Origin of the sequence: Aquihabitans sp. McL0605, assembly GCF_049993875.1 — a bacterium.
Taxonomy (GTDB): domain Bacteria; phylum Actinomycetota; class Acidimicrobiia; order Acidimicrobiales; family Iamiaceae; genus Aquihabitans.
This window is the reverse complement of the sequence record NZ_CP188252.1, coordinates 2,702,762-2,728,001: the sequence shown is the minus strand read 5'-3', so window position 1 is coordinate 2,728,001 and position 25,240 is coordinate 2,702,762. Positions and strand designations below refer to the sequence as shown.

The following is a 25,240-nucleotide window of genomic DNA, read 5'->3' as shown; positions in this document are numbered from 1 at the left end:
TCCTCAGCGAGCGGCGGGTGCGGTGGAGATGGCGAAGCAGCGGTCGGCGAGCTGGCCGAACGCGTAGTCGTGGTAGAGCCCGTGGTACATGTGCCGGGTCTGCTCGGTCCAGGCGAGCGCTTCGGGCGTCGAGATGCGGTGGGCGATCTGGAGGATCCCGCCCTCGTGCACGCGGTACTCGGCCCACGTGCCCGGGTAGTCCTTCACGCACGCCACCTCGACCCACGGGACGTCGCCGGTGGGAGCGAAGCGTCGGACCCGGTTCCGGTGGGTGTGGCCCGCGAAGTAGCCGCGGATGGCGGGGCGGCGGGCCACGAGGGCGAGCAGCAGGGCCGAGGCGTCGAGATCGATGCCGAAGGTGTGATCGGCCTTCTCCGGCGAGTCGGGGTCGCCGAGGTGGTGGTGCCCGAACACCAGGACCGGCCGGTCGGTCGACGCGGCCAGGGCGTCGAGCCAGTCGAGCTCCTCCGCGGTGACCGTGCCGCCGACAGCACCGTCGACGGAGGTGTCGATGACCGCCAGGACCGCACCGGGCAGGGTGACCGCCTGGGTGGGCACGGCGGCGAACGGCGAGCGGGGGTAGCTCTCGTGGTTGCCGCGGACCACGGTGAGGCGACCGGAGAACGGCGGCTCGTACGCGGCGAGGAAGGCGTCGTATTCGGACCGCGTCCCGTGGGAGGTGAGGTCGCCCTTCACCACCACCGCGTCGGGATCGATGGCGCGGATCTCGGTCACGGCACCGCGGTTCATGACCTCGGGGAACGGGTCGTCGCCGGGGGCCGAACGGAACACCGGGCCCACGTCGGAGCCGTCGATCAAGCCGCAGATCTCCTCCCCGAAGTGCACGTCGTTGACGGTGGCGAAGGTGGCGAGCAGCTCGCCGGGCTCGGGCAGCGTGCGGAAGGCGAAGCCCTCGAGGTCGTGGTCGGTGTCGGGGGCGAGGTCGTCGTAGCGGCGCACCTGGCGGTCCTCGTGGACCACGGCGAACGTGGGCCCCACCGTGGTGAGCTCGGGGGGCGAGGCGGCGTGCGTGACGGCATCCACCCAGTCGTCGACCGGATCCATGCGGCGACCCTACCGGTGGCCCTCGCGCTCGTTCGTGGCGGTTGCGCTGGCGCGGACGAGGTGAAGGGCGTCGCTCCGGCTCCGGGTCATCCCCTCCGCGAACGCATCGGCGTAGGCCTCGGCTCCCAGCGCGCGGGCCACGAGCGCGGCCACGTCGGCCTCCCCCCGCCGCGTGGTGGGCCAGGCCTGGAGGCCCGAGCGCTCCCGGAGCGCGTGCACCGCCCCCAGGGCGACCGCCGCCGACCGCTCGTCGCCCTCGGCCACCAGGAGCCGAGCCGTGGCGATGAGGGCGAACGTGATGGTCAGCGTGCTCATCTGGGCGTCGTCGTCGAACGCGACTGCGGCAGCCACCAGGTGCCGGGCCTCGACGAGATCGCCGTCGGCGATGGCGATCGCGGCCAGCTGGGCGCCGGCGGCGGCCTCGAGCCACCGGTTGTCGGACCACCGACCCAGCTCGGCCACCTCGGTGAGGCAGGACCGGGCTTCGTCCTGGCGACCCATCGCCAGGTCGAGGATCCCGACCGTGAGCATGGCGAAGGCCAGGAACGGCTCGTCGCCGGCGCGGAACCCGGTGAGGGCATCGGTGGCCGCGGCGAGCGCGCCGTCGAAGTCGTCTCGGATCGGGAGGGTCCACGACAGGGCCAGGGACCCGACCCGCTGCAGGTAGGGGTCGGTGATGCCGGGAGCCAGCTGCTCGATCTCGGCGGTCATCGCGAGGGCGCCGCCGTCGTCGCCGACCTCGACCGCCGTGAGGGACGAGGTCAGCAGCAGCTCGAACCGGGCCTGGTCGTCGAGCTCGTCGGACCGCCGCTGCAGCTCGTCGGTCCAGGCGCGGCCCTCGGGCATGCGGTCGCTCACCTGCCAGAACAACCAGAGCATGTGGAAGAGGTGGGGCAGCGGGGTGACGTCGTGCTCGAAGAACCAGCGGATCGCAGCCCGCAGGTTCTCCTCGTCGGCCCGCAGCCGGGCCGCCCAGGCGGCTTGGCGCTCGGCGGGCCACTCGGCGCCGTCGACCAGCGCTCGGAAGCAGGCGGCGTGGCGCTGCCGCACGGCGTCGAGGTGGCCGCCGGCCGCCAGGCGCTCGGCGGCGATGTCGCGCACCGAGGTCAGCATGCGGAAGCGCGGGCCGGCGGCGGTGGCCTCGATCTGCACGAGGCTCTGCCCGGCCAGGGCATCGAGCAGGTCGAGCGTGCGGTCCTCACCGAGCCCGGCCACGTCGACCGCAGCGTCGAGCGTCCACCCGTCGACGAACACCGACAGGCGCGCCAGCAGCTCCTGCTCGTCCTCTCCGAGCAGACCGATGCTCCACTCGACCGTCGCTCGCAGGGTGCGCTGGCGCTCCGGGAGGTCGACCGGACCGGTGCCCAGGGCGTCGAGGCTGGTGGCCAGGCGGGCGAGCAGCGCCGCGGGATCGAGCAGCCGGGTGCGGGCGGCGGCCAGCTCGATGGCGAGCGGCAGGCCGTCGAGCCGCCGGCAGATCTCGACGACCGCGGCGGCGTTGTCGGCGGTCAGCGCGAAGTCGTAGCGCACGGCCTGGGCCCGGTCGACGAACAGCGCGACCGCAGCGGAGGACGCGAGCTGGTCGAGGATCGGACCATCGGTGGCCGCCGGCACCGCGAGCGTGCTGACGGGGTAGTCGCGCTCGGCCCGCAGCCGCAGCACCGTCCGGCTGGTGGCCAGCACGGTGAGGTCGGGGGCGCAGGCGAGCAGTTCGTCGAGGACCGGAGCAGCACCGGTCACCTGCTCGAGGTTGTCGAGCACGACCAGTGCGGGCGCACCGGCGAAGTGCTCGGCGAGGACGTCGAGCGCCGTACGGGCTCCCTCGATGCTGGCGCCCACCGCGGCGGCGACGCGCGGGAGCACCGCGGCCGGGTCGGTCACCGAAGCGAGCGGCACGAACGTGGCGGTCCACCGGTCCCGCGCCTCGAGCCGACCGGCCACCGCGACCGCCAGCCGGGTCTTGCCCACGCCGCCCGGACCGGTGAGCGTGACCAACCGGACCGCCGGGTCGACCAGCAGCGTGGTCACCGCGGCGATGTCGTCGTCGCGCCCGACCAGCGAGGTGGACGGGGCCGGCAACGACAGGCGGGTCCGGTGCTCGCTCGCCGCCGCGCCCACGGATCCCGCCGGGGCGGCACCGCCCGCCGCGAACCGTTCGCTCAGGAGCAGCGCCAGGTCGTCGCGGACGAGCCGACCCAGCTCCCGCGGGGTCCGGAACGGCCGGTAGGCGTCGGTCCCCTCGGTCTGGAGCTCCTCGATCATGGCGGTGAGGCGGGGCTCGCGCTCGGGGGCGGGGTCCTTCACGTAGAGCAGCCGAGGGATCGATCCCGACAACCGGAACTCGTCCTCGAGGCCCGAGATGTCCATGCCGGGGCCGACCCACCCGTACCGCTCCCAGTACAGGCCGACGAAGATGTCGGACTGCGCCAGGTAGGCGCGGTACAGCTCCTGCGGCGGGTGCGGGCGGGCGCCGAGCTCGAACAGCACCGGGGTGAGCCCCACCGCCGAGATGGCCTTCGCCACGGCCGCCCGCTCATCGGCCAGCTCCGCCAGCGTGGAGCTGACGAAGACGCGCAGGCGCTGGTCGGGCGTGCGGATAGCGGCGTGGGGGTCGTCGGTCATGCATCCGTCCTGGTGGGCCGGCTCGCAGTCTGGACGGTCCGTCCTCGCCGCGCCAAGGAAGCCGCCTGAGCTGGACACCGCCTGCACCGAGGAGGTGCTGGTGGCGGTGCGAGGACCCTCGATGCATCCCGGGGTCGCCCGGCTGCGGGCGATGATCGCCTCCGGAGGCGAGGAGCTGCGCTCAGGGAGCCGGAGCTACCAGGGACGGACGCGGCGCTGCGGGATGGGGCGGGTCCACCAGCGGCCCGACCAGCGCCAGCGGGGCATGCCACCGGGAGCCGCCGGAGCACCGGCGCGCGGGGTGGCCACCTCGATGGCGGCCACGATGGCAGCCACCTCCTCGTCGGAGGGCTCGGGGGTGATGTGCAGGTCGGGCATGGGAGGCACCGCTAGAGCGGCATGTTCCCGTGCTTGCGGGGCGGGAGCTCTTCCTTCTTCGACTCCAGCATGCGGAAGCCGTCGATGAGCATCTGGCGGGTGACCGACGGATCGATCACGTCGTCGACGTAGCCCCGCTCGGCCGCCACGTACGGGTTCAGCCACTTCTCGGAGTAGGCGTCGATGAGCTCGGCCTTCTTGGCGTCCTTGTCGTCGGCCGCGGCGATCTCGCCGCGGTTGAGGATCTCGACGGCACCCGAGGCGCCCATGACGGCGAGCTCGGCGGAGGGCCAGGCGTAGGCGAGGTCGGCGCCGATGGACTTGGAGTCCATCACCACGTAGGCGCCGCCGTAGGCCTTGCGGGTGATGACCTGGATGCGGGGCACGGTGGCCTCGCAGTAGGCGTAGAGCAGCTTGGCGCCGTGGCGGATGATGCCGTTGTACTCCTGGTCGACACCGGGCAGGAACCCGGGGACGTCGACGAAGGTCACGAGCGGGATGTTGAACGAGTCACAGGTGCGGACGAAACGCGCCGCCTTCTCGGAGGCCTCGATGTCGAGCACGCCGGCGTACGCCGACGGCTGGTTGCCCACCACGCCGATGGACTGCCCGCCGAGGCGGATGAAGCCGCAGACGATGTTGGTGGCCCACTTCGAGAAGTACTCGAAGAACTCGTTGTCGTCGGCGACCGCCTCGACCACCTTGCGCATGTCGTAGGGGACGTTGGCGCTGGCCGGGATCAGCTCGAGCAGCTCAGGCGTCTCGCGATCGATGGGATCGCCCGTGTCGACGATGGGCGGGGCCTCGAGGTTGTTCAGCGGCAGGTACGACAGGAGGAAGCGCACGTCGTCGAGGACGGCCTTGTCGTCGGGGGCCGTGAAGGCGGCGATGCCCGACTTCGAGGCGTGGGTCTGGGCGCCGCCCAGCTCCTGCTGGGTGACGTCTTCGCCGGTCACCGTCTTCACCACGTCGGGGCCGGTGATGAACATGTACGAGGTGTCCTCGACCATGAAGATGAAGTCGGTGAGGGCCGGGCTGTAGACGGCGCCGCCGGCGCACGGGCCCATGATCACGGAGATCTGCGGCGTGACGCCCGAGGCCATCACGTTGCGGTGGAAGATGCCGCCGTAGGAGGCGAGCGAGACCGGCCCCTCCTGGATGCGGGCGCCGGCACCGTCGTTGATGCCGACGACCGGGGCACCGACCTTGAGGGCCATGTCCATGACCTTGTGGATCTTCTCGGCGAAGACCTCGCCGAGGGCACCGCCGAAGAGCGTGAAGTCCTGCGAGAACACGAACACCTTGCGGCCCTCGACCTCGCCCCAACCGGTGATCACGCCGTCGGTGTAGGGCCGCTCGGCCACATCGGGGCTGCGGTGCCGGGCGAGCATGTCGAGCTCGTGGAACGAACCCGGATCGAGCAGGTACTCGATGCGCTCGCGGGCGAGCATCTTGCCGCGGTCGTGCTGGCGCTGGATCGAGCGCTCCGACCCCGGGGTGCGGGCCTGTTCCTTGCGGGCGAGCAGGTCGTCGAGTCGCTCGCGAATTGGGTGCTCCGGCATGGCGCAGAACCTACGCCAGCGCCAATTCTCCGACCCAACTCTGCCGGACTGAGCATCTGGGTAGCCCGTGAGGCAGGGTGGGGGCATGACCGATGCACCCAGGATCACTCCCCTCCCCTCTGATGAGCAGGAGCCCCGCACCCAAGAGCTCCTCGCTTCACTGCGCTTCGATCCTGATGCCGAGGACATGAACCTCTTCGCCACGCTCGCCCGGCACCCGCGGCTGCTCAAGCGCTGGTCCCAGTTCGGGGGGCTCCTGCTCGCCGGCGGCACCCTCCCGGCGCGCGACCGGGAGATCCTCATCCTGCGCACGGCCGCCAACTGCGGCACCGACTACGAGTGGGCCCACCACCTGCCCATGGGCGAGGCGGCCGGCCTCACCGCGGCCGAGATGGAGGCGCTGGCCGGGCCGCGCGAAAAGGCGCTCAAGGTCGACGAGCCCCTGGTGAAGGCGGCCGACGAGCTGCACATCCGCTCGGTGGTCAGCACCAGCACCTGGCGCGAGCTGGTCGACCGCTACGACGAGGAGCAGCTGATCGAGCTGTGCATGCTGGTCGGGCAGTACCACCTGGTGGCCTTCACCCTCCGCTCGCTGGGCGTCCAGCTCGAGGAGGGCCTCGAAGGGCTCCCGGCGTGAGCCGCCTGGCGGGGCGCCGCATCCTGATCGTCGGCGCCGGCACCCGCGCCAGCGCCGATCCCGACGCCCCTCCGGGCAACGGCCGGGCCATCGCGGTGACCGCCGCCGAGCAGGGCGCCACCGTCGTGTGCGCCGACATCGACCTCGCGGCGGCGCGTCAGACCGCCACGCTCGTGCGCGACGCCGGCGGCCACGCCCAGGTGGTGGTGGCCGACGTGTCCGACGCCGAGGCGTGCACGACCATGGTCGAGGAGGCCGCCGACTTGGTCGACGGGCTCGACGGCATCGTGGTCAACGTGGGCATCGGGGCGGGCCAGTGGCTCGGCAAGACCTCGGTCGAGCAGTGGGACCAGGTGTTCGACGTCAACGTGCGCGCCCACTTCCTGACCTGCCAGGCCGCCCTCCCGATCCTCGAGGACGGATCGGCCATCGTGCTGATCTCGTCGGTCGCCGGGCTCCGGCCCGGCAGCCGGATCCCTGCGTACGACTCGTCGAAGGCGGCCCTGGCCGGCCTCGGCCGCCACGTCGCGTTCGAGGGCGCCCGCCGCGGCATCCGCGCCAACGTGGTGGCGCCCGGCCTCATCGACACCCCGCTGGGGCGCCTCGCCACCGAGGGACGGCCCAGCCGCACCAAGGCACCTGTCGCCCTGGGCCGCCAGGGCACGGCGTGGGAGGTGGCCGCGCCGGTCGCCTTCCTCCTCAGCCAGGAGGCCAGCTACATCACCGGCCAGGTCCTCGCGGTCGACGGCGGGCTCTCCACCCTCTAGCTGCCAGGGCGCCCGGCCGCTCGGGCAGACTGCGCCGATGGAGCCCGCCCGCCACCTCGAGATCCTCCGCGCCGAGACCAGCCTCCTGGCCGCGGTGCCTGCCGACGTGCTCGGCGCCGTCGTCCCGTCGATGGACGACTGGACCGTGGAGCGGATCGTGCGCCACGTCGGCAAGGTGCACCAGTGGTGCAACGGCGCCATCCAGCTGCGCCCCGATCAGTCGATGGAGGACATCGCCCCCACCCCTGGGCTCCCCAAGGGCCCCGACTGCCTCCCGGCCTACGCGGAGACGGTCGCCGAGCTGCTCGCCACGTTCGAGTCACTCGACCCCACCGCCGCCCGGCCCACCTTCCTCGGGCCCGGCTCGGTCGGCTGGTGGCTGCGCCGCCAGGCCCAAGAGGTGTCGATCCACCGCACCGACGCGCACGACGCCATCCACGCGATCGGCGGGCCGGCGCCCACCCCGATCGCCGCCGACGGCGCGGCCGATGGGATCGACGAGTGGGCCCGGTTCTTCCTGGCCGTCCGCTGGGCGCAGAGGATCGGCACCCTTCCGCCCCAGCTCGCCGGCCGCACGCTGCACATCCACGGCACCGACGACCCCGCCCCCGCCGACGGCGCCGAGTGGCTGCTGACCTTCACCGGCGACGGCATCGAGGTGGAGGCCACCCACGCCAAGGGCGACGCCGCCCTGCGCGGCCCCGCGGCCGACCTGCTGCTCGCGCTCTGGCGGCGCCGGCCCCTGAGCTCGCTCGACGTGGTGGGCGACGCCGCCTTCGCGGCCGAGCTGCTCGACCTGGCGCGCTTCTGACGCCCGGCCCACCGGGCACCGCGGGAGTAGCGTGCGCGCCCGTGCGCCGCCTTGCTCCCCAGATCCTCATCGCCTCCGCCCTCCTGCTCGCCTCGTGCAGCTCCAGCGGGAGCGACAGCTCCAAGGCGACCACCACGACGACCGCCGCGCCGGGCAAGGCGGCGGCCACCGGGGGGCACGCCTGCGACCAGGGCGCCACCGCCAAGGTGACCACCGCACCGGTGCCCGGCGTCGCCAGCGACCAGACGATGACCTCGTTCGACGGCACCGAGATCCGCCTCCACTGGTTCCCCGTCGACGGCGCCGACAAGGCCGACCCGGCCCCCACCATCCTCATGGGCCCCGGCTGGTCGCTCGCCGGCGACACGTCCACCGACGGGGCCGCGCTGTTCGGCGCCCTCAGCATCAACGGGATGCACAAGGCCGGCTACAACGTCCTCACCTGGGACCCTCGGGGCTTCGGCGCCTCCACCGGGGTCGCCACCGTGAACGACCCCACCAAGGAGGGCCGTGACGTGCAGGGCCTCCTCGACTTCGTGGCCGAGCAGCCCGAGGCGAAGACCGACGCCACCGGCGATCCCCGCGTCGGCATGGTGGGCTTCTCCTACGGCGGTGGCATCCAGCTCACCACCGCGGCCATCGACTGCCGCATCGACGCCATCGTCCCGGGCATCGCGTGGCACTCGCTGCAGACCAGCCTCTACAAGGCCGACACGGTGAAGACCGGCTGGTCGAAGATCCTGACCAGCACCGTCCCCGAGGACCGCCTCGACCCGCACATCGTGTCGGCCACGAAGTCCGGCCTGGGCGATGGCACCCTCAGCGACGAGGACCGCGAGTGGTTCATCAGCCGCGGCCCCGGCGACGCCGTGAAGGACATCGACATCCCCACCCTGTTCGTGCAGGGCACCGTCGACACGCTGTTCACCCTCGACGAAGCCACCACCAACTACGGGATCCTGCGCAAGGACGACGTGCCCACCGCCATGCTCTGGTTCTGCGGCGGCCACGGCACCTGCCTCACCAAGGCGGGCGACCCCGACCGCGTCGGCAAGGCCAGCTTCGAGTGGCTCGACAAGTACCTGAAGGGCGACGCCACCAAGATCGACGCCGACACCAACCGGCTGAACCTGATCGATCAGGACGGGGTGCAGTGGAAGGCCAAGGACTGGCCGGTCGCGCAGGGCGAGCCCGTCACGGCCACCGGCTCGGGCACCCTCCAGCTGCAGGCCGACGGCGGCAGCGGCGCCGGCTCGATCACACCCCCTGCGGGTGATCCGCTCGGCGGGCTCGTCGCCAACATCACCCCAACCAAGGCCGAGAACGCGGTGAACGTCGCCATCGACCCGAGTACCACCGATGCCCTGGCCCTCGGCGCCCCCAAGCTGACCTTCACCTACTCGGGCGAGCTCACCGACCCGCCCGCCGCCCCGATCACCCGGGTCTTCGCCCAGCTCGTCGACGACCAGACCGGGCTGATCCTCGGCAACCAGATCACGCCGATCAAGGTCACCCTCGACGGCAAGAGCCACACGGTCGACACGCCGCTCGAGATGATCGCCCACCACCTCACGCCCGGGCACACGCTCACCCTCCAGATCGTGGCCACCACCTCGGCCTACGCCACGCCGGCGCTGGGCGGGCAGATCACGTTCCCCAAGATCGAGATCTCCCTGCCGACCGCCGAAGCGAAGGCCGTCACCAAGGGCTGACCCATAAGGTTCCGGCATGGATCTGCCGGTGATGCCACCCCTCCTGCCCATGCTGGCCAAGGCCTCGCCGGAGCTCCCCGACGCCGAGGTGGGCGCCTACTGGTTCGAGCCGAAGTGGGACGGGTTCCGCTGCATCGTGTTCCGCGACGGCGATGAGATCGAGCTCGGGTCCCGCAACGACAAGCCGCTCACCCGGTACTTCCCCGAGCTGCTCGAGCCGCTCAAGGCCTCACTGCCCGACCGCTGCGTGGTCGACGGCGAGGTGGTGGTGGCCGGTCCCGACGGGCTCGACTTCGACGCCCTGCAGCAGCGCATCCACCCCGCCAAGTCCCGGGTCGACCGCCTGGCGGCCGAGACCCCCGCCGCCTTCGTGGCGTTCGACCTGCTGGCGGTCGGCGACGAGTCGCTCCTCGATGCACCGCTGTCGAGCCGCCGGGCCCAGCTCGAGGCCGCGCTCGCCGACCCCGCTGCGTCGGTCCACCTCACCCCCGGGACCTTCGACCGGGCGCTGGCCTCGGACTGGTTCTCGCGCTTCGAGGGGGCGGGCCTCGACGGGGTGATGGCCAAGCCTGCCGAGGGCGCCTACCAGCCGAACAAGCGGGCGGCGCTGAAGGTGAAGCACCTCCGCACCGCCGACTGCGTCGTGGCCGGCTTCCGCGAGCACAAGAACGGCGACGGCCCCGGCTCGCTGATGCTCGGGCTGTACGACGACGACGGCAACCTCCACAACCTGGGGGTGGCCTCGTCGTTCTCCGTCGCCCGCCGCGCCGAGCTGCGCGACGAGCTGGCGCCCTACGTGACCGACGACTGGTCGACGCACCCGTGGGGCCGCTGGGCCGACGCCGCCGCCCACGAGTCCGGCACCGGCGGCCGCCTCCCCGGCGGCCAGTCGCGCTGGAACGCCACCAAGGACCTGACGTTCACGCCGCTGCGCCCCGAGCTGGTGGCCGAGGTGGCGTACGAGCGCGTCGACAGCGGGCGCTTCCGCCACAGCGCCCGGTTCCGGCACTGGCGCCCCGACCGCACCCCCGAGTCGTGCACCTTCGAGCAGCTCGAGGTGGTGCCCGCGTTCGAGCTGCGGACCGTGTTCCAGACCGACGGGTCGAGCTGACGTGCACCGGCGCGCCGCCGCGCTCCTGACCTGCTGCCTCATCCTCGCCGCCTGCACCACCACCGGCGGCGCGTCCGACGGGCAGCACCCCGACAGCACCACCACCAGCGAGCCCGGCACCACGACCACCACCCGCCCGGCCCCTGCGTCCACCATCGACGACGTGCCCGATGGGACCTTTCCTGGGCTCGGCGACCCGCGCATCGACGTGCAGCACTACGACGTGCTCGTGAAGGCCACACCCGGGAAGGCGCCCATCGTGGGCTACGCCAAGATCCGGCTGCGCTCCACCACCGACGGGCCGCTGAAGAGCTTCACGCTCGACCTCCGCGGCCCCAAGATCGCCCGCCTGTCGGTCGACGGGGAGCCGGCCGAGTCCTCCGCCGCCCACAACGAGCTCACGATCACCCCCCGGAAGCCGATCGCCCCCGGCACCACGGTCACCCTCGTCGCCCAGTACGCCGGCCCGCCCGACCAGGACGAGTTCCCCGGCTGGGGGATGCCGGTGGGGTGGCAGGACGACGACGAGGGCGGCTGGTTCTCCATGTCCGAGCCCAACGGCACGGCCACGTGGGTCCCGGTCAACGACCACCCCTCCGACAAGGCCACCTGGACGGTCACGCTCGACGTGCCCACGGGCGTCACCGGCGTGTCGAACGGCCGGCTCGAGGGCGGCAGGTCCAAGGCCGCGGGCAAGGGCCGGGTGCGGTGGACGTGGAACGAGACCGAGCCGATGGCGTCGTACCTCGTGCTCACCGCCGTCGGCCACTACGACCTGATCCAGAGGTCCCTCGCCCAGGTGCACGGGGTCCACGAGGTGCTGGCGTTCCCGCCGTCGATCTCGGCCCACGACCGGGCCGGCTTCGACCCCATCGGCGACATCCTCGCCTTCTACTCCGACTCGTTCGGCCGCTACCCCGACGACGACGCCGGCGCCATCGTCGTCCCCACCATGTTGGGGCTGGCGCTCGAATCGCAGTCACGGCCGCTGTTCGGCACCGACTCGCTCCTCGGCGGGGGCGTGCAGCCGTTGGCGCACGAACTGGCCCACCAGTGGTTCGGCGATGCGGTCACCCCCGACAACTGGACCGACGTGTGGCTCAACGAGGGCTTCGCCACCTACGCCGACTGGATGTGGGAGGAGCACATCGGCGGGCGCACCGTCGACAAGCAGGCGGAGCGCACCGCGTCCGCCCGCGCCGACGCCACCCTCGCCGTCCGCGACCCCAAGGCCGCCCGCACGTTCGCCCCCGCGGTGTACGACGGCGGTGCGGTCACGCTCCACGCCCTGCGCCGGACCGTGGGCGACGAGACCTTCTTCCGCATCCTCCGCACGTGGATCTCCACCTACTCCGGCACGACCGCGAACACCGCCGACTTCGTCGCCCTGGCCTCCAAGGAGTCGGGTCGCGACCTCACCGCGTTCTTCCGCTCCTGGCTCGATCAGGCCCCCCAACCGGCCCTTCCGAGCTGAGGCCGGCGCCATCGTGTTTGCGGGTGGGAGAGGGCGACCGGTAGCGTGCGCACTCGCCTCGGAGACGGGGTACCAGTAGGTCCCGTGGTGCAGTTTGGAGTGCACGCCGGCCTGTCAAGCCGGAGGTCGCGGGTTCAAATCCCGTCGGGACCGCCACCTACAGGGTCAAGCAACACCATGGTCGGGTAGCTCAGTTGGCAGAGCGCTCGCCTGAAAAGCGAGAGGTCACCGGATCGACGCCGGTTCCGACCACCAGAACAGCCACCAGGTCAGGCCCCCGGGCCTGACCTGGTGCCGTTTTCGCCTGCGGTACCTGAGCCGCTCATCTTCCGGCGTGCGGAGCCGATGGCAGTCGAAGTCGAAGACGGAGGTGGCGAGTGAGCGGCGGAATGCCCAAGGTGTGTCGGAACTGTCAGGCGTTCTTGATCGAGGGGCGGCCGGACTGTCCGTTCTGCGGAGCGATTCCCGGATCAGCGCCGGCAGCATCCGCCGTTCCACCGCTGCCCCAGGCTCCCCACCAGGTACCGACAGGTCCGAAGCGGTCGGCGTCGACCATCGCCATGGCACTCTTCATCGGGATGGCCGTACTCGGTGGCGCCGCCTTCGTCATCGACCACGGTCGCAAGGTGAACCGGGACGCCGGATCACGAGCCACCGATGCGAAGTCGTCGACGGAGCCGCAGAGCCCCACCTTCGAGAAGCTGATGGGGGTGTGCGAGGAGGACCCGAAGCCGATCGCGGAGGCCGCGTCCTACCAGGCGGGGCCCGACCCCCACTACATCGAGCTCATGGTCCTCGAGGACCTGGGCGACGGCTTCGAGAACGACGACCACTGGTCCGGGATCACGGGTGGCTCGTACTACCGCTCGCTCGACGATGCCGACCTCACGGACATCGAGCTGGTTGCCTGCCTCCACCTCACCGAATCGACGTTCGTGACTCGCTGCGAGATGTCCACGTACGGGTCGAACGCCGAAGCGGTCGAGCTCGACTTCTACGCGGGGTCCGGCGAGATGGTGGTCCGCGAGGCGAAGACCGGCAAGGTGGTCCAGACGAACGAGGTGCCCGCCAGCAACGGCCTCTCGTGCCCCGACAGCGGCTCCACGGGAGCGCACCTCGTCGACGTCCCGTACGAGGCGGCCGATGCCGTCCTTCGTGCGACCCTCCACGCGGGGACGCGGCCGGCGTAGGTACGGACCGTCAGCAGAGCAGGACGCGGGCGAGGGCGGCGAGGGCCGACACGGCGGAGATCACCAGGACCGCGGAGCGGAGGCGGTCGCCGTCGATGCGGTGGGCGATGCCGCGGGTGGCGGCGTACCCGATCGCTCCGCCGGGAGCGAGGATCAGCCCGATGCGCCAGTCGACGGCGTCGAGGTGGCCGGTGCGGGCCAGTGCCACCATCGTCAGCACGGTGGCGGCGAGGAACACGACCGGGAGCGTGGCCCGGAGCGTCTTGGCCGGCGCGTCCTGGTACGCCAGCGCCATCGGTGGGCCGCCGACGCCGGCCGTGGTGTTGAGGTAGCCCGAGAAGAACCCGGCACCGAGCAGCGTCCGGCGCCCGGCACCGGGCTGGAGGCCGGCGGCGCTCACCCCGACCGCAGCCAGGACCGCGAGCGCCGACAAGATCGCGATCGACGTGCCCGTGAACCGCGACAGGACGAGGGCGGCCACCGCGGTGCCGGGCAGCAGGCCGACCACCGCCCAGCGGGCCCCGCGCCAGTCGGTGTGCTCGAGGCCGGCACCCATCCCGATCAGGTTCACGGTCAGGCCGGCGACCAGGGCGGGCCCCGGGACGAGCACCGGGTTGATGAGCAGCAGCAGCGGGATCGACACGAGCGAGGCGCCGAACCCGATCGACGACTGCACCGCGGCACCGAGGGTGACGCACAGCAGCGCCAGCACGATCTCGGTGGCGTTCATCGGACGGTCACACCGCCGAGTCTGGTGATCCCGTGCCGCTCGGAGCCAGGGCTGAGGCTCCCTGGGGGAGGCTGGGGGAGCCTGGGGGACGCCGGGGGACCCCGGGGGACGTCAGGGGATCCTGGGGGACTCCGTGACCGTGACGTCGAGGCCGGCGAGCAGGGCGCGGACCCGCAGCTCGATCTCGTCGCGGATCGGGCGGACGGCGTCGATGCCCCGGCCCGCGGGGTCGTCGAGCGCCCAGTCCTCGTACCGGACCCCGGGGAAGAACGGGCACGCATCGCCGCAGCCCATGGTGATCACGATGTCCGCGGCACGGACGATCTCGTCGGTCCAGCGCCGGGGCTGGGCGGCGGCGATGTCGATGCCCACCTCGGCCATGGCGGCCACCGCCACCGGGTTCACCTCGGACGCCGGCTCGGAGCCGCCGGACCAGCCCGTCGCCCGGCCCTCCGCCAGGCGCTCGAACCAGCCCAGCGCCATCTGCGACCGGCCGGCGTTGTGCACGCAGAGGAACAGCACGTTGGGCCGGTCAGGCACGGGACGCCTCCTCGTGGTCGACCACGAGCTGCTGGCCCGCGGGCTCGTGGAACACGTAGCGGGCGAACGCGACCGCGAGGGCCGCCCCCACCAGCTGGGCGGCGATGAACGCCGGCGCCGAGCGGGGCGCGATGCCGCTGAAGGTGTCGGTGAGCGTGCGCCCGATGGTGATGGCCGGGTTGGCGAAGCTGGTGGAGCTGGTGAACCAGTACGCCGCCGCGATGTAGGCGCCCACGGCGAACGGCGCCATCGACGCCCGGCCCGAGCGGACGACGCCGGTGATCACCAGGAGCAGGCCGAACGTGGCCACCACCTCGCCCAGCCAGAGGTTGCTGCCGCTGCGGACGTGGGTGGACACGTCGACCGCCGAGAGGTCGAACATGACGTTGGCGACCATCGCCCCCGCGCAGCACCCGAGCACCTGGGCGGCGATGTACCCCGCGGCAACCCGCGTCTCGATGCCGCCGAACGCGCGCTCCGCCAGGGTGACCACCGGGTTGAAGTGCGCCCCCGACACCCACCCGAACGTCAGGATGAGGGCGACCAGGCCGACCCCCGTCGCGGTCGAGTTCTCGAGCAGCTGGAGCCCCGTGTCGCCGGGCGAGAGGCGCTGGGCGAAGATGCCCGAGCCGACCACCACGGCGGTGAGCAGCGCGCTCCCGGTCGCCTCGGCGACGAGGCGGCGGCCGAGGGCGTGGTCGAAGCTCAGGGCTTCGTGCCGAGCGCGATCGGCTCGGCGGCCGCCGGGGTGCAGCAGGCCGCGGCGCCGTCGGCCTGCGGCGTCGCCTCATGGGCCATCTGCTCGGCGTCGCCGGTCTTCACGTACCACTCCCACCGGGCACCGTCGGGATCGGTGACCCACGTCTCGACCTTGGTGGCGAAGCAGCAGATCGTGTCGTCGATGCCGGAGGTCTCGAGGCCGTCGGCCTGCAGCCGGGCCTCGGCCGCCACCACCTCCTCTGCAGCGTCGGTCTCGACACCGAGGTGGTTGAGCGTGGCGCCCTCCGGGCCCTCGAACAGCACCAGCTTCAGCGGCGGATCGCTGATCTCCCAGTTGGCGTACCCCGGGCGGACCTTGGCGGGCGGGGTGGCGAACAGCTTCGAGTAGAAGTCGATCGCCTGGTCGAGGTCGGTCACGTTGAGGGCGAGCTGCAGACGGCTCATGGGAGCGGTCCCTCCTGATAGATTGATGCTTGTCGATGTGCATCCTGAACCAAGAGATCGATGATTGTCAATGTCTGAGCGAACGAGAACTCCGATCCCCGTCGTCGAGTCCGGCACGTGCTGCGGGTCGGTGGTGTCCGAGCCCTTGACCGCTGCCGACGCCGAGCCACTGGCCCAGGCGTTCGCCGCGCTCGCCGATCCCGTGCGCCTGCGCTTGTTCAACCTGGTGGCCCAGGCCGGCGAGGTGTGCTCGTGCGATCTCCAGGAGCCCCTGCAGAAGTCGCAGCCCACGGTCAGCCACCACACCAGGGTGCTCGCCGACGCCGGCCTGATCACCGGCGAGAAGCGCGGCCGCTGGGTCTGGTGGTCCGTCGTCCCCGAGCGCCTCCAGGAGCTGCGCGCGTCGCTGACCCCCTGAGGGCGCCGCGGCGCCGCTCGGTCGTCGGGTCAGGCCAGGTCGATGGTGACAGGGGTGGCCGCAGGGTCGCCGGCATGGCGGGCGAGGGCCACGTGGACCGGACCGGCCACGGGCGACCAGGCCCGGGCGGCGGTGTCCCAGCGGGCGAGGAGCGTCGTCGGGAAGCGCACCTCGACCACGCGGCGCTCCCCCGGATCGAGCTCCACCCGAGCGAAGCCCACGAGCTTGGCGGGCGCATCGCCCACCGACGCGTACGCCTGCACCACCTCGACGCCGGGCCGGTCGCCCGTGTTGGCCGCGGTGGTGGTGGCCACGATCTCGTCGCCGTGGAGCGCGGCACCCATGCCGACGAGCGACAGCTCGGTGTAGCTGAGGCCGAACCCGAACGGGTAGGCCGCGGCGTGGCCGTCGGCCGCCAGCTTCCAGTAGCCGTGCCAGCCGTCGTAGGTGGCCTCGGTGGCGTCGCGGTCGAAGAAGGGCAGGTGGTCGGGGTGGGCGGGCACCGAGAACGGGAGGCGGCCGCGGGGCTCGGTCCGGCCGAGGAGGAGGTCGGCGAGGGCGTGGCCGCCCTCCATCCCGGCGTACCAGGACTGCACCACGGCCGGCACCTGCTGGTCCCAGCCATCGATGAGCACGGCGCTGCCCGCCACGAGGCACACCACCGTGTTCGGGTTGGCCGCGGCCACCGCGGCGATGAGGGCCTCGTCGTCGGCGCGAAGGCGCAGCGAGTCGCGGTCGCCGCCCTTGGAGAAGCCGAACCCGTCGTCGGGACCGCCATCGGGCCGCTCGAAGCGGTGCACCTCGGCGGCCACCGCGGCTTCGTAGCGGGCCACCACCTCGGGCTCGTCGGCAGCCGGCATCAACGACGCGAGGTGGGCGGTGCCGGCGTCGCCGATGAACTCGCCCTCGTCGGCCTTCGTGTACCCGACCACCACGATGGCCACGTCGGCCCCCGCGGCGATCGACGGGTCGTCGCCGGCGTGGGTCACCTCGGCGCCGGGCAGCGCGGCGCGCAGGCCGTCGAGGGGCGTGACCGCGGTGGGCGCCCACACGTCGCTCGAGCCGCCGTCGCCCAGGTTCCGCACCGCGGCGAGGCGGCCCACCACCGCCACCGTCGACAGCGCCGCCGGGTCGAGCGGGAGCAGGCCGCCCTCGTTGCGCAGCAGGACCGCCGACGCCGCGGCTGCCTCTCGGGCCAGCGCGCGGTGGTCGGGCGAGGCCAGCACGTCGAGCGACGGGCGCGGCCGGCTCAGGATCTGGTGGAACCGGAGCAGCGTGGCGACGACGTGCTCGACGGCCGTGGTGATCTCCTGCTCGTCGCACTCGCCCGCGGCCAGCGCGTCGTCGAGGCCGAAGGCGCGGATCATGCGGTACGGCATCTCCACGTCGAGCCCGGCGCGCACGGATGGCCCCGCGTCGCGCAGGCCGAAGATCCAGTCCGAGATGACGAAGCCGTCGAACCCCCACTGGTCGCGCAGGACGTCGGTGAGCAGCATCGGGCTCTGCCCGCACCACTCGCCGTTGACCGCGTTGTAGGCCGTCATCACCGACGCGACGCCCTCATCGACGATGCGGCGGAAGTGCGGCAGGTACACCTCGTGGAGCGCGGCGTCGTCGATGGTCACGTCGACGGCGAAGCGGGTGTTCTCCATCGAGTTGCAGGCGAAGTGCTTCACGCAGGCCATGGCGTGGCGCTGCACGCCCCGGGTGAGCGCGGCGCCCATCTCGCCGACGTGGAAGGGGTCCTCCCCGTAGGTCTCCTGCGCCCGGCCCCAGGCCGGGTGCCGCAGCACGTTCACGCACACGCCGCCGTAGAGCGACGCTCCGACGGCCCGGAGCTCCTGGCCGATCGCCTCGCCGATGCGCTCCTCCAGGGCGAGGTCCCAGGTCGCGCCCCGGGCCATCGACACCGGGAACGCGGTGGCGGGCCCGATGACCACGCCGCGCGGCCCGTCGGAGAACGCGAACCCCGGGACGCCGAGGCGCTCGACCTCGGCTGCGGGGAACGTGCGCTGGTGGTAGCCGCCCTGGCCCATGACGGCGAGGTCGGCCCAGAAGGGCCGGTCGCCGTCGAGGCACCAGTGGCGCTCCTCGGTGGTCATCTGCGCCACGAGCGCTGCCGCCTCGGCGACGGGGTCGGCACCGTCGGCGACCCGGGCGGCGGCCGCATCGAACGGCGTGGGGGTGGAGGTCACGGTGCCACCTCCACCCGGGTGCCGCCCTCGGCGGCGGAGCGGTAGATGGCGTCGACCAGCTCGTGCGGGCGCACGGCGTCGCGCATCGTGGGCGACGACGGCACGCCGCCGGCCACGGCCCGGACGAACGCGCCGTCCGGGTCGGCCACCTCCAGGCCGGCCGCGGCGCACGCCTCCAGCAGATCGTCGTCCTGCAGCACCCGTTCGTCTCCTCCGGTGGTGGTCCACGTGAGCGGACCGTCCCAATCGCCTTCGACCACCAGGTGGCGGCGTTCGCACAGCACCTCGACCCGGCGCAGGCTGGGCCGCTCGACCACGTCGTGCCACACGGTGGTGTGGACCCCGAGGCCGCCGGCCGCCAGGTCGAACACGGTGCCGACCGAGTCCTCGATCCCGTCGATCCCGTGGAAGTTGGCGGACCGCGCCGACACCGAGGCGATCGGTCCCAGGATCCACTCGAGGATGTCGAGGTCGTGGATCGAGTGCTCGAGCAGCGTGCCGGCGCCCGCCCGCTCGCGATCACCCCTCCAGGTCGAGGCGTACATGCCCTGGACCGGGATGTACTGGTCGTCGCGGAACACGATCGACATCACCCGCCCGGCGTCGGGGTCCTGCACGAGGTGGCGCAGGTAGGCGAAGGCCGGTGAGTGGCGCAGCACCAGACCGACCTGGTTGACGACCCCTGCCCCGTCGACCTCGTCGGCCATCGCCGCAGCCCGCGGGGCGTCGAAGGCGAGCGGCTTCTCGCAGAACACCGGGAGGCCCCGGCGGCACGCCTCGCTCACCAGGCGGGCGTGCTCGGACGTCCAGGTGCAGACGTAGACGGCGTCGCACGAGTCGAGCACCTCGTCCTCGGCGGCGCAGGCGGTGGCACCCCAGCCGGCGGCGAACTCGGCGGTGCGGTCCGGGTCGGGGTCGTACACCCCGGCGAAGGTCGACGGCGCCTCGGTCTGGAAGAGCCCGAACGCATGGAGGTGGGCGATCAGCCCGGCCCCGAGGAACCCGATCCGAGGTGCCATCCGGCCGAACCTATCCGCCCTCACCCACCTGGCCGGCCGGTCAAGGGCGGCGCCTACCCTGGGCCGATGGCCGCCGCGACCGTCCCCACCATCGATGCCAACACGCTCGACCCCCGGTTCTGGGTCGACATCGACGCGATGCACGGCACGTTCCGGGCGGCCCGCCGCAACGGCCCGCTGGCCTGGGACGCCACCAACCGGCTGTGGGTCGTCCTCGGCCACCGCGAGATCCAGGCGGTCGAGGGCAGCAGCGAGGTCTTCGTCAGCGGCCAGGGCTACCGGTCGTTCTTCGCCGAGGGCGAGGACAACATGATCTCGCTCGACGATCCGCGCCACGCCGACCAGCGCAAGCTCGTGGCCCGGCGGTTCACCCCGAAGGCCGTGCGCCAGCTCGAGGGCTACCTGCGCGAGCTCATCGGCGAGCTGATCGACGGCTTCGCCTCGGCCGGCGAGCTGGAGGTGGTGTCGCAGCTCGCCGCCCCGCTCCCCGCCCGGCTCACCGCGCACCTGCTCGGCTTCCCCGAAGACCGCTGGTACGACATCCAGACCTGGTCCGAGCGGCTGATGCGGTACGACCAGGCCCTCACCGACCTCGACGCCGCCCAGGGCTTCATCGATGCCATCGGCGAGTTCTCGGCCGTCCTCTTCCCCACCGAAGCGGCCCGCAAGCTCGAGCCCCAGGACGACCTGGTGTCGGTGTGGGCCAACGCCGAGGCGGCCGGCTGCCCGTACACCGCGCAGATGCTCGTCAACGAGACCGGGCTGGTGATCTCCGGCGGCGCCGAGACCACGCGCACGGTCATCTCCCGCGGGCTCGCCGTCTTGGCCGAGCACCCCGACCAGTGGGAGGCCATGGCGGCCGACCCGGCGCTCGTGCCCGGCGCGGTCGAGGAGCTGATCCGCTGGGTCACCCCGCTCAACAACTTCTTCCGGACCGCCACGGCCGACACCGAGGTGGCCGGGGTGCCGATCGCGGCGGGCGACCGCGTCATGCTCGCCTACCCGTCGGCCAACCGCGACGAGCGGGTCTTCACCGACCCCGACCGGTTCGACATCCGGCGCCACCCCAACCCGCACGTCGCGTTCGGGTTCGGCACCCACTTCTGCCTGGGCGCCTCGCTGGCCCGCTACGAGCTCACGCTGCTGTTCACCGAGCTGAGCCGGCGGTTCACGGACCTGCAGGTCACGCAGGCGCCGGACATCGAGGCGAACATCTTCGTCGGCGCGGTCCGCTCCCTGGGCCTGTCGTTCACCGAGCGCTGACCGCGGCGGACCTGCGGATCGGGGGTTGACGCGCGCGGCGCGCCTCCTCCATACTCAACACATCAGTTGATAAACAGTGAAGTTGAATACGAGATGACGACCGACCCGCTCAGCGCAACCTTCGCCGCCCTCGCCGACCCCACCCGTCGGGCCATGCTGGCCCGCCTGGCGGAGGGCGAGGCCACGGTGAACGAGCTGGCCGAACCGTTCTCGATCAGCCTGCAAGCCATCTCCCGCCACGTGAAGGTGCTGGAGCAGGCAGGGCTGATCACCCGGAGCAGGGATGCCCAACGGCGCCCCTGCACCCTGCGCCTCGCGCCGCTCGACGATGCCGTCGACTGGCTCGAGGAGCACCGCCAGGTGCTGGAGGGCCGCCTCGACCGACTCGAGGTCCACCTCCGCACGATCCAGCAGAAGAACCAGGAGCACGACCAATGAGCGAAGCAACCATCACCACCACCGGCACCGACGAGGGGCTGGGCGAGGTCACCATCGTCCGGGAGTTCGACGCTCCCCGCGACCTGATCTGGGCCGCCTTCATGGACCCCGAGCAGCTCAGCCGGTTCTGGGGCCCGATCGGGATGTCCACCCCCGCCGACCGGATCGTCCTCGAGCCCCGCGTGGGCGGCCGGTTCCTCACCGTCATGGTGCACGACGAGAGCGGCGACGAGTACCCGACCACCGGCGAGTTCGTCGAGTTCGACGAGCCGAACGTGTTCGCCTTCCGCGAGCCCGACTCGGGGATGATCTCGCAGAGCACCTTCGAGGACCTGGGCGACGGCCGCACCCGCCTCACGATCCATCAGACGAACGTGCCGGCGCCCTACCGCTCCCCCGACGCGCTCGCCGGCTTCAACACCGCCCTCGACAAGCTCGTCACCTACCTCGCCGAGGTCCAGGCCTGACCGCGGCCCACCCCACCACCGAGCGTCGTGTGGATCTGGGCCATCAACGCACCAGATCCACACGAGGTTCGAGCGGTCTGCTGCCGGCCCGGGGCGCGCCGACGGGATACCGTGCGCCGCCATGATCGACCTGCAGCGCCACGCCGACGTGTTCGTCCTCCAGATGGACGCCGACGAGAACCGCCTCTCTCCGGAAATGCTCGATGCGTTCGGTCGGGCGCTCGGCGAGGTGGAGCAGGCCGAAGGCGCCAAGGCCCTGGTGCTCACCGGGACCGGCAAGTTCTTCTCGAACGGCCTCGACCTCGACCACCTCGGCGCCAACCCCAACGACCTGCTGCCGTACCTGTTCCGCGTGCACTCGTTGTTCTCCCGGCTCCTGTCGGTGCCGTGCGCCACGGTCTCGGCCCTGAACGGCCACACGTTCGCCGCCGGCGCCATGCTCGCCATCTGCGCCGACCACCGGATCATGCGCGGGGACCGCGGCTACTGGTGCCTGCCCGAGGTCGACCTGGGGATGCAGTTCACCGCGGGCATGAACGCCCTCATCCCCGCCCGGGTGCCGCCCATGACGGCGCACGAGGCGATGGTCACCGGCCGCCGCTACACGGGCCCGGAAGCGCACGACGCCGGCATCGTCGACGAGCTGGCGGCCGAACACGAGGTGCTGCCGAGGGCCATCGAGGTGGCCCAGGCGCTGGCGGGCAAGGCCGGACCCGGCATCGCCGGCATCCGCACCCACCTGCACGCCCACGTCATCGCCCACCTGCAGGGCACCGAGCGCGGCTGACCGAACGTCCGGCCCGAGTCGCCCGCCCGGCCCGGTGGGGTCAGGTCAGGGCGTTGGCGGGCTCGAGGACGTCGGTGACCAGGGCATCGAGCTGCTCGTTGAGCATGTCGACGTCGAAGGCGAGGCAGAGGACCACGAGGCGGTCGACGCCGGCGGCGGCGTACTGCTCCATCAGCGCGGGCGTCGTGGGGTTGAAGTAGGGGCTGGCCGTGATCACCAGCTCGCGGCGCGAGCGGCCCTCCCCGGCGAGCAGCTCGTCGAGCCGGGCGAGCGAGGTGGTCACCTCGTCGGGCAGCTGGTTCCAGGAGAACCAGCCCTGGCCGAGCCGAGCCGCCCGCCGCATGGCGACGTCGCTGATGCCGCCGACGTGGATCGGCGGGTGCGGGGTCTGCACCGGCTTCGGGTACATGCGGCACGCCGACAGCGACGCGAGCTCGCCCTGGTAGGAGGAGACCTCCTCGGTCCAGAGCGCCTTCATGATGGCGAGGTGCTCGTCGGTGCGCTGCCCCCGCTTCTCGAACGGCACGCCGATGGCTTCGAACTCCTCGCGCAGCCAGCCCACACCGATGCCGAAGTCGACCCGGCCGTTCGACAGGTTGTCGAGGTCGGTCACCTGCTTCGCCGTGTAGACCGCGTTGCGCTGCGGCACGAGGCAGATGCCGGTCCCGAGGCGGACCCGGTCGGTCACGGCCGCGAGGTAGGTGAGCGCGGTGAGCGGCTCGAGCATCCCGGTGTCGCCGCCGCCCGGGAACTTCCCATCGGGCGAGAACGGGTACTCGCTCTCGTACTCGTCGAACAGGACGACGTGCTCGGGCACCCAGATCGACTCGAAGCCCCGGTCCTCGACGTTGCGGCCGACGGCCCGGAGGACCTCCGGCGACGCGTTCCCGTTGCCCAGCGGTACGAACACTCCGACATCCATGCGCATCCCCTCGGTTCGTGAACTAGAACACGTTCTAGTTCATCGCTTCGGGCTCGCGCCGCGAGCACCACCAGGGGAAAGCAGGCCGCCATGTCGATCAAGGTCATCCAGTGGGCCACCGGGACCGTGGGCATCCACGCCGTCCCTGGCATCGTCGCCCATCCCGATCTGGAGCTCGTCGGGCTCTGGGTCCACTCCGACAGCAAGGCCGGCCAGGACGCCGGGACGCTCTGCGGGATCGATCCGACCGGCGTGATCGCCACCCAGGACGTCGACGCCCTGCTCGCCCTCGACGCCGACGTCATCTGCTACACCGCCAGCTCCGACATCCGCCCCGATGGCGTGATCGACGACATCTGCCGGATGCTCGCCAGCGGGAAGAACGTGGTGGGCACGTCGTTCGTGCCGCTGCTGTTCCCGGCGGCCGCAGGCGACGGGGTCCTCGACCGGCTCGAGGCGGCGTGCCTCGAGGGTGGCACCAGCTTCTACAACAGCGGCATCGACCCGGGCTTCGGCAACGCCGGCCTGGCCATCCACCTGGCCGCCATGTGCAAGGAGGTGCGGACGATCCGGATGATGGAGATCGTCAACTACGCCACCTGGGACAACGCGTTCACCATGTTCGAGATCATGGGCTTCGGGAAGCCCGATCCCACCCACTCGCTGCTGCTCTCGCCCGGCTCCACCAGCATGGCGTGGGGGCCGGTGCTCGAGCTGGTGGCCGCCGGCATCGGCCTGCACCTCGACGAGATCATCGAGCGCCACGAGGTGATCCTGGCACCGGAGGACATCGAGATCGCGTCCGGCACGGTGCCGGCCGGGACCATCTCGGGCATGCACTTCGAGATCGTGGGCATCGCCGACGGCCAGGAGCGGCTCATCGTCGACCACGTCACCCGCCTGCGCGACGAGGACGCTCCCGAATGGCCCCAGGGCGGGGGCTACCGCATCCTGGTGGAGGGCGAGCCCCACCTGAAGTGCGAGCTGGAGCTCAGCTCGGACCTCGGCGACCACAACCACGCCGGCTGCCTGGCCACCGCCATGCACGTGCTCAACGCCATCCCGGCCGTGGTGGCCTCGGAGCCCGGCGTGAAGACCATCCTCAACCTCCCCGTGTACTCCGCCACCGTCTCCTAGAAGTAGGGGCGGGTCTGGACCTCGAGGAGGTGGCCGTCGGGGTCGCAGAAGTAGAAGCCCTGGCCGCCGTTCTGGGTGTACAGCTCGCCGGGGCTGCCGCGCTGCGGGTCGCCCCAGGTCTCCAGCCCGCGGGACAGCACGCGCTCGCGGATCACGGGCAGCTCCTCGTCGTCGATGAGGAACGAGTAGTGCTGGGTGTCGAACGGTTCGCCGCCGGCATCGATGAAGTCGAGGCTGGATCCGTTGGCCGTGACCACGGCCTGGAACGGCGGGAACCAGACCGGCGCCGGCAGGCCCAGGATCTCGGTCAGGAACCGGGCCGACGCCTCCGGGTCGGTGGCGTGGACGATCGTGTGGTTGAACGCCGCAGGCATGGGCCCAACGTTAGGAGCGATCCGCCGTCGCCGCACCCGGTGCTCACTCCGGGGTGAGGGCGTAGGCCTCCTCGACGAACGCGAGGAGCCGGTCGTCGAGGTCGTCGGGGCCGTCGAGCCGAGCGGTGTGCCAGTAGCGGCCGCCGTACTCGTTGACCTTGCGGGTGATCTGCGGGTGCTCGGCGCGCCGGGGGAGCCAGAACGACAGCGTCTCCCACCTCGTCATCGGCCGCAGCTCGGCGAAGGTCTGGGCCCGCTTCAAGAAGATGCCCACCGACACCGGCTCGATGTGGATCGGCCCGACGTGGTCGATGCCTGCCATCAGGGCCTCGAAGATCGGGCGCTCGAACGGCGGCCCGGACGCCAGGTAGTCGTCGAGGGGCATCGCCGGCGCGCACTCGTGGCCCTGGCCGCGGCGGGCGAACCGGCGCCCGCACGCCGGGCAGTCCCACGCCAC

General features: G+C 72.0%; 25 protein-coding genes, 2 tRNA genes and 1 pseudogene. 15 read left to right on the top strand and 13 right to left on the bottom strand.

The genetic code is table 11. The features are described 5' to 3' along the window. Positions 1–3: 3 nt before the first annotated feature. From ACPPVX_RS12660 to ACPPVX_RS12645, 4 genes are all read right to left on the bottom strand, one after another. Positions 4–1,065 carry a metallophosphoesterase family protein gene (locus tag ACPPVX_RS12660; protein ID WP_426570917.1) on the bottom strand — a complete coding sequence of 354 codons (1,062 nt, stop codon included), beginning with the start codon at positions 1,063–1,065 and terminating at the stop codon, positions 4–6. A gap of 9 nt (positions 1,066–1,074) precedes the next feature. Next, a complete protein-coding gene (locus ACPPVX_RS12655; protein ID WP_426570916.1) occupies positions 1,075–3,687 on the bottom strand; it encodes a DUF4062 domain-containing protein in 2,613 nt (870 codons plus the stop codon). A 195-nt stretch (positions 3,688–3,882) separates the two neighbouring features. Next, positions 3,883–4,065 carry a hypothetical protein gene (locus tag ACPPVX_RS12650; protein ID WP_426570915.1) on the bottom strand — a complete coding sequence of 61 codons (183 nt, stop codon included), beginning with the start codon at positions 4,063–4,065 and terminating at the stop codon, positions 3,883–3,885. An 11-nt stretch (positions 4,066–4,076) separates the two neighbouring features. Beyond that, positions 4,077–5,627: an acyl-CoA carboxylase subunit beta gene (locus ACPPVX_RS12645; RefSeq protein ID WP_426570914.1), complete on the bottom strand. Its 1,551-nt coding sequence runs from the start codon at positions 5,625–5,627 to the stop codon at positions 4,077–4,079. A gap of 85 nt (positions 5,628–5,712) precedes the next feature. Between ACPPVX_RS12645 and ACPPVX_RS12640 the strand changes: the two genes are divergently transcribed. The 9 genes from ACPPVX_RS12640 to ACPPVX_RS12600 all read left to right on the top strand — a co-directional run bounded on the left by ACPPVX_RS12640 (position 5,713) and on the right by ACPPVX_RS12600 (position 13,329). After that, entirely contained in the window at positions 5,713–6,264 is a 552-nt protein-coding gene (locus ACPPVX_RS12640; RefSeq protein WP_426570913.1) for a carboxymuconolactone decarboxylase family protein, read from the top strand. Further along, positions 6,261–7,031 carry an SDR family NAD(P)-dependent oxidoreductase gene (locus ACPPVX_RS12635; RefSeq protein ID WP_426570912.1) on the top strand — a complete coding sequence of 257 codons (771 nt, stop codon included), beginning with the start codon at positions 6,261–6,263 and terminating at the stop codon, positions 7,029–7,031. Before ACPPVX_RS12640 ends, ACPPVX_RS12635 begins: the two co-directional genes overlap by 4 nt. Before the next feature lie 37 nt (positions 7,032–7,068). Then, entirely contained in the window at positions 7,069–7,842 is a 774-nt protein-coding gene (locus ACPPVX_RS12630; protein WP_426570911.1) for a maleylpyruvate isomerase N-terminal domain-containing protein, read from the top strand. A 41-nt stretch (positions 7,843–7,883) separates the two neighbouring features. Beyond that, positions 7,884–9,554, top strand: a complete 1,671-nt coding sequence (locus ACPPVX_RS12625) for a CocE/NonD family hydrolase (RefSeq protein ID WP_426570910.1) — start codon at positions 7,884–7,886, stop codon at positions 9,552–9,554. Between the two features lie 16 nt (positions 9,555–9,570). Next, positions 9,571–10,665, top strand: a complete 1,095-nt coding sequence (locus ACPPVX_RS12620; protein ID WP_426570909.1) for an ATP-dependent DNA ligase — start codon at positions 9,571–9,573, stop codon at positions 10,663–10,665. A gap of 1 nt (position 10,666) precedes the next feature. Further along, positions 10,667–12,139, top strand: a complete 1,473-nt coding sequence (locus ACPPVX_RS12615; RefSeq protein WP_426570908.1) for a M1 family metallopeptidase — start codon at positions 10,667–10,669, stop codon at positions 12,137–12,139. A 78-nt stretch (positions 12,140–12,217) separates the two neighbouring features. Next, a tRNA-Asp gene (locus ACPPVX_RS12610) sits at positions 12,218–12,295 on the top strand. A 23-nt stretch (positions 12,296–12,318) separates the two neighbouring features. After that, positions 12,319–12,394: transfer RNA gene (locus tag ACPPVX_RS12605), tRNA-Phe, on the top strand. Positions 12,395–12,717: 323 nt separating this feature from the next. Next, the gene (locus tag ACPPVX_RS12600; RefSeq protein ID WP_426570907.1) at positions 12,718–13,329 is read left to right on the top strand and encodes a hypothetical protein; all 612 of its coding nucleotides are present in this window, start codon (positions 12,718–12,720) and stop codon (positions 13,327–13,329) included. 10 nt (positions 13,330–13,339) lie between these two features. Here the strand turns inward: ACPPVX_RS12600 and ACPPVX_RS12595 are convergent, their stop codons facing one another. The 4 genes and pseudogenes from ACPPVX_RS12595 to ACPPVX_RS12580 all read right to left on the bottom strand — a co-directional run bounded on the left by ACPPVX_RS12595 (position 13,340) and on the right by ACPPVX_RS12580 (position 15,763). Next, the gene (locus ACPPVX_RS12595; protein ID WP_426570906.1) at positions 13,340–14,059 is read right to left on the bottom strand and encodes a sulfite exporter TauE/SafE family protein; all 720 of its coding nucleotides are present in this window, start codon (positions 14,057–14,059) and stop codon (positions 13,340–13,342) included. A 111-nt stretch (positions 14,060–14,170) separates the two neighbouring features. Beyond that, a pseudogene (locus ACPPVX_RS12590) lies at positions 14,171–14,590 on the bottom strand (arsenate reductase ArsC); the annotation flags it as partial. A gap of 1 nt (position 14,591) precedes the next feature. Beyond that, on the bottom strand, positions 14,592–15,239 hold the full coding sequence (locus tag ACPPVX_RS12585) for an aquaporin (RefSeq protein WP_426570905.1): 648 nt from the start codon (positions 15,237–15,239) through the stop codon (positions 14,592–14,594). Positions 15,240–15,304: 65 nt separating this feature from the next. Then, complete coding sequence (locus ACPPVX_RS12580) at positions 15,305–15,763, bottom strand: ArsI/CadI family heavy metal resistance metalloenzyme (RefSeq protein WP_426570904.1); 459 nt, start codon at positions 15,761–15,763, stop codon at positions 15,305–15,307. A gap of 133 nt (positions 15,764–15,896) precedes the next feature. On the opposite strand from ACPPVX_RS12580, the gene ACPPVX_RS12575 reads away from it, so the two are divergent. Further along, positions 15,897–16,181 (top strand): ArsR/SmtB family transcription factor, encoded by a 285-nt coding sequence (locus tag ACPPVX_RS12575; RefSeq protein WP_426570903.1) that lies wholly within the window; start codon positions 15,897–15,899, stop codon positions 16,179–16,181. Between the two features lie 29 nt (positions 16,182–16,210). Here ACPPVX_RS12575 and ACPPVX_RS12570 read toward each other — a convergent pair whose 3' ends face one another. Both ACPPVX_RS12570 and ACPPVX_RS12565 read right to left on the bottom strand, forming a co-directional pair. After that, the gene (locus tag ACPPVX_RS12570; RefSeq protein ID WP_426570902.1) at positions 16,211–18,376 is read right to left on the bottom strand and encodes a beta-glucosidase; all 2,166 of its coding nucleotides are present in this window, start codon (positions 18,374–18,376) and stop codon (positions 16,211–16,213) included. Next, positions 18,373–19,395, bottom strand: coding sequence for a Gfo/Idh/MocA family protein (locus ACPPVX_RS12565; RefSeq protein WP_426570901.1), 1,023 nt, complete (start codon positions 19,393–19,395; stop codon positions 18,373–18,375). Before ACPPVX_RS12565 ends, ACPPVX_RS12570 begins: the two co-directional genes overlap by 4 nt. Positions 19,396–19,461: 66 nt before the next feature. Between ACPPVX_RS12565 and ACPPVX_RS12560 the strand changes: the two genes are divergently transcribed. The 4 genes from ACPPVX_RS12560 to ACPPVX_RS12545 all read left to right on the top strand — a co-directional run bounded on the left by ACPPVX_RS12560 (position 19,462) and on the right by ACPPVX_RS12545 (position 22,350). Continuing rightward, positions 19,462–20,658 carry a cytochrome P450 gene (locus tag ACPPVX_RS12560; RefSeq protein ID WP_426570900.1) on the top strand — a complete coding sequence of 399 codons (1,197 nt, stop codon included), beginning with the start codon at positions 19,462–19,464 and terminating at the stop codon, positions 20,656–20,658. A gap of 93 nt (positions 20,659–20,751) precedes the next feature. Continuing rightward, on the top strand, positions 20,752–21,096 hold the full coding sequence (locus ACPPVX_RS12555; protein WP_426570899.1) for an ArsR/SmtB family transcription factor: 345 nt from the start codon (positions 20,752–20,754) through the stop codon (positions 21,094–21,096). Continuing rightward, positions 21,093–21,563 (top strand): SRPBCC family protein, encoded by a 471-nt coding sequence (locus ACPPVX_RS12550; protein WP_426570898.1) that lies wholly within the window; start codon positions 21,093–21,095, stop codon positions 21,561–21,563. The genes ACPPVX_RS12555 and ACPPVX_RS12550 overlap by 4 nt, the downstream gene beginning before the upstream one ends. 121 nt (positions 21,564–21,684) lie before the next feature. Then, positions 21,685–22,350: an enoyl-CoA hydratase/isomerase family protein gene (locus ACPPVX_RS12545; RefSeq protein WP_426570897.1), complete on the top strand. Its 666-nt coding sequence runs from the start codon at positions 21,685–21,687 to the stop codon at positions 22,348–22,350. A gap of 40 nt (positions 22,351–22,390) precedes the next feature. Here the strand turns inward: ACPPVX_RS12545 and ACPPVX_RS12540 are convergent, their stop codons facing one another. Beyond that, the gene (locus ACPPVX_RS12540) at positions 22,391–23,272 is read right to left on the bottom strand and encodes an LLM class F420-dependent oxidoreductase (RefSeq protein WP_426570895.1); all 882 of its coding nucleotides are present in this window, start codon (positions 23,270–23,272) and stop codon (positions 22,391–22,393) included. A gap of 90 nt (positions 23,273–23,362) precedes the next feature. Between ACPPVX_RS12540 and ACPPVX_RS12535 the strand changes: the two genes are divergently transcribed. Beyond that, positions 23,363–24,409 (top strand): hypothetical protein, encoded by a 1,047-nt coding sequence (locus ACPPVX_RS12535; protein ID WP_426570894.1) that lies wholly within the window; start codon positions 23,363–23,365, stop codon positions 24,407–24,409. Here the strand turns inward: ACPPVX_RS12535 and ACPPVX_RS12530 are convergent. Continuing rightward, positions 24,406–24,783: a VOC family protein gene (locus ACPPVX_RS12530; protein WP_426570893.1), complete on the bottom strand. Its 378-nt coding sequence runs from the start codon at positions 24,781–24,783 to the stop codon at positions 24,406–24,408. The genes ACPPVX_RS12535 and ACPPVX_RS12530 overlap by 4 nt on opposite strands. Before the next feature lie 43 nt (positions 24,784–24,826). Further along, complete coding sequence (locus tag ACPPVX_RS12525; protein WP_426570892.1) at positions 24,827–25,240, bottom strand: DUF5655 domain-containing protein; 414 nt, start codon at positions 25,238–25,240, stop codon at positions 24,827–24,829.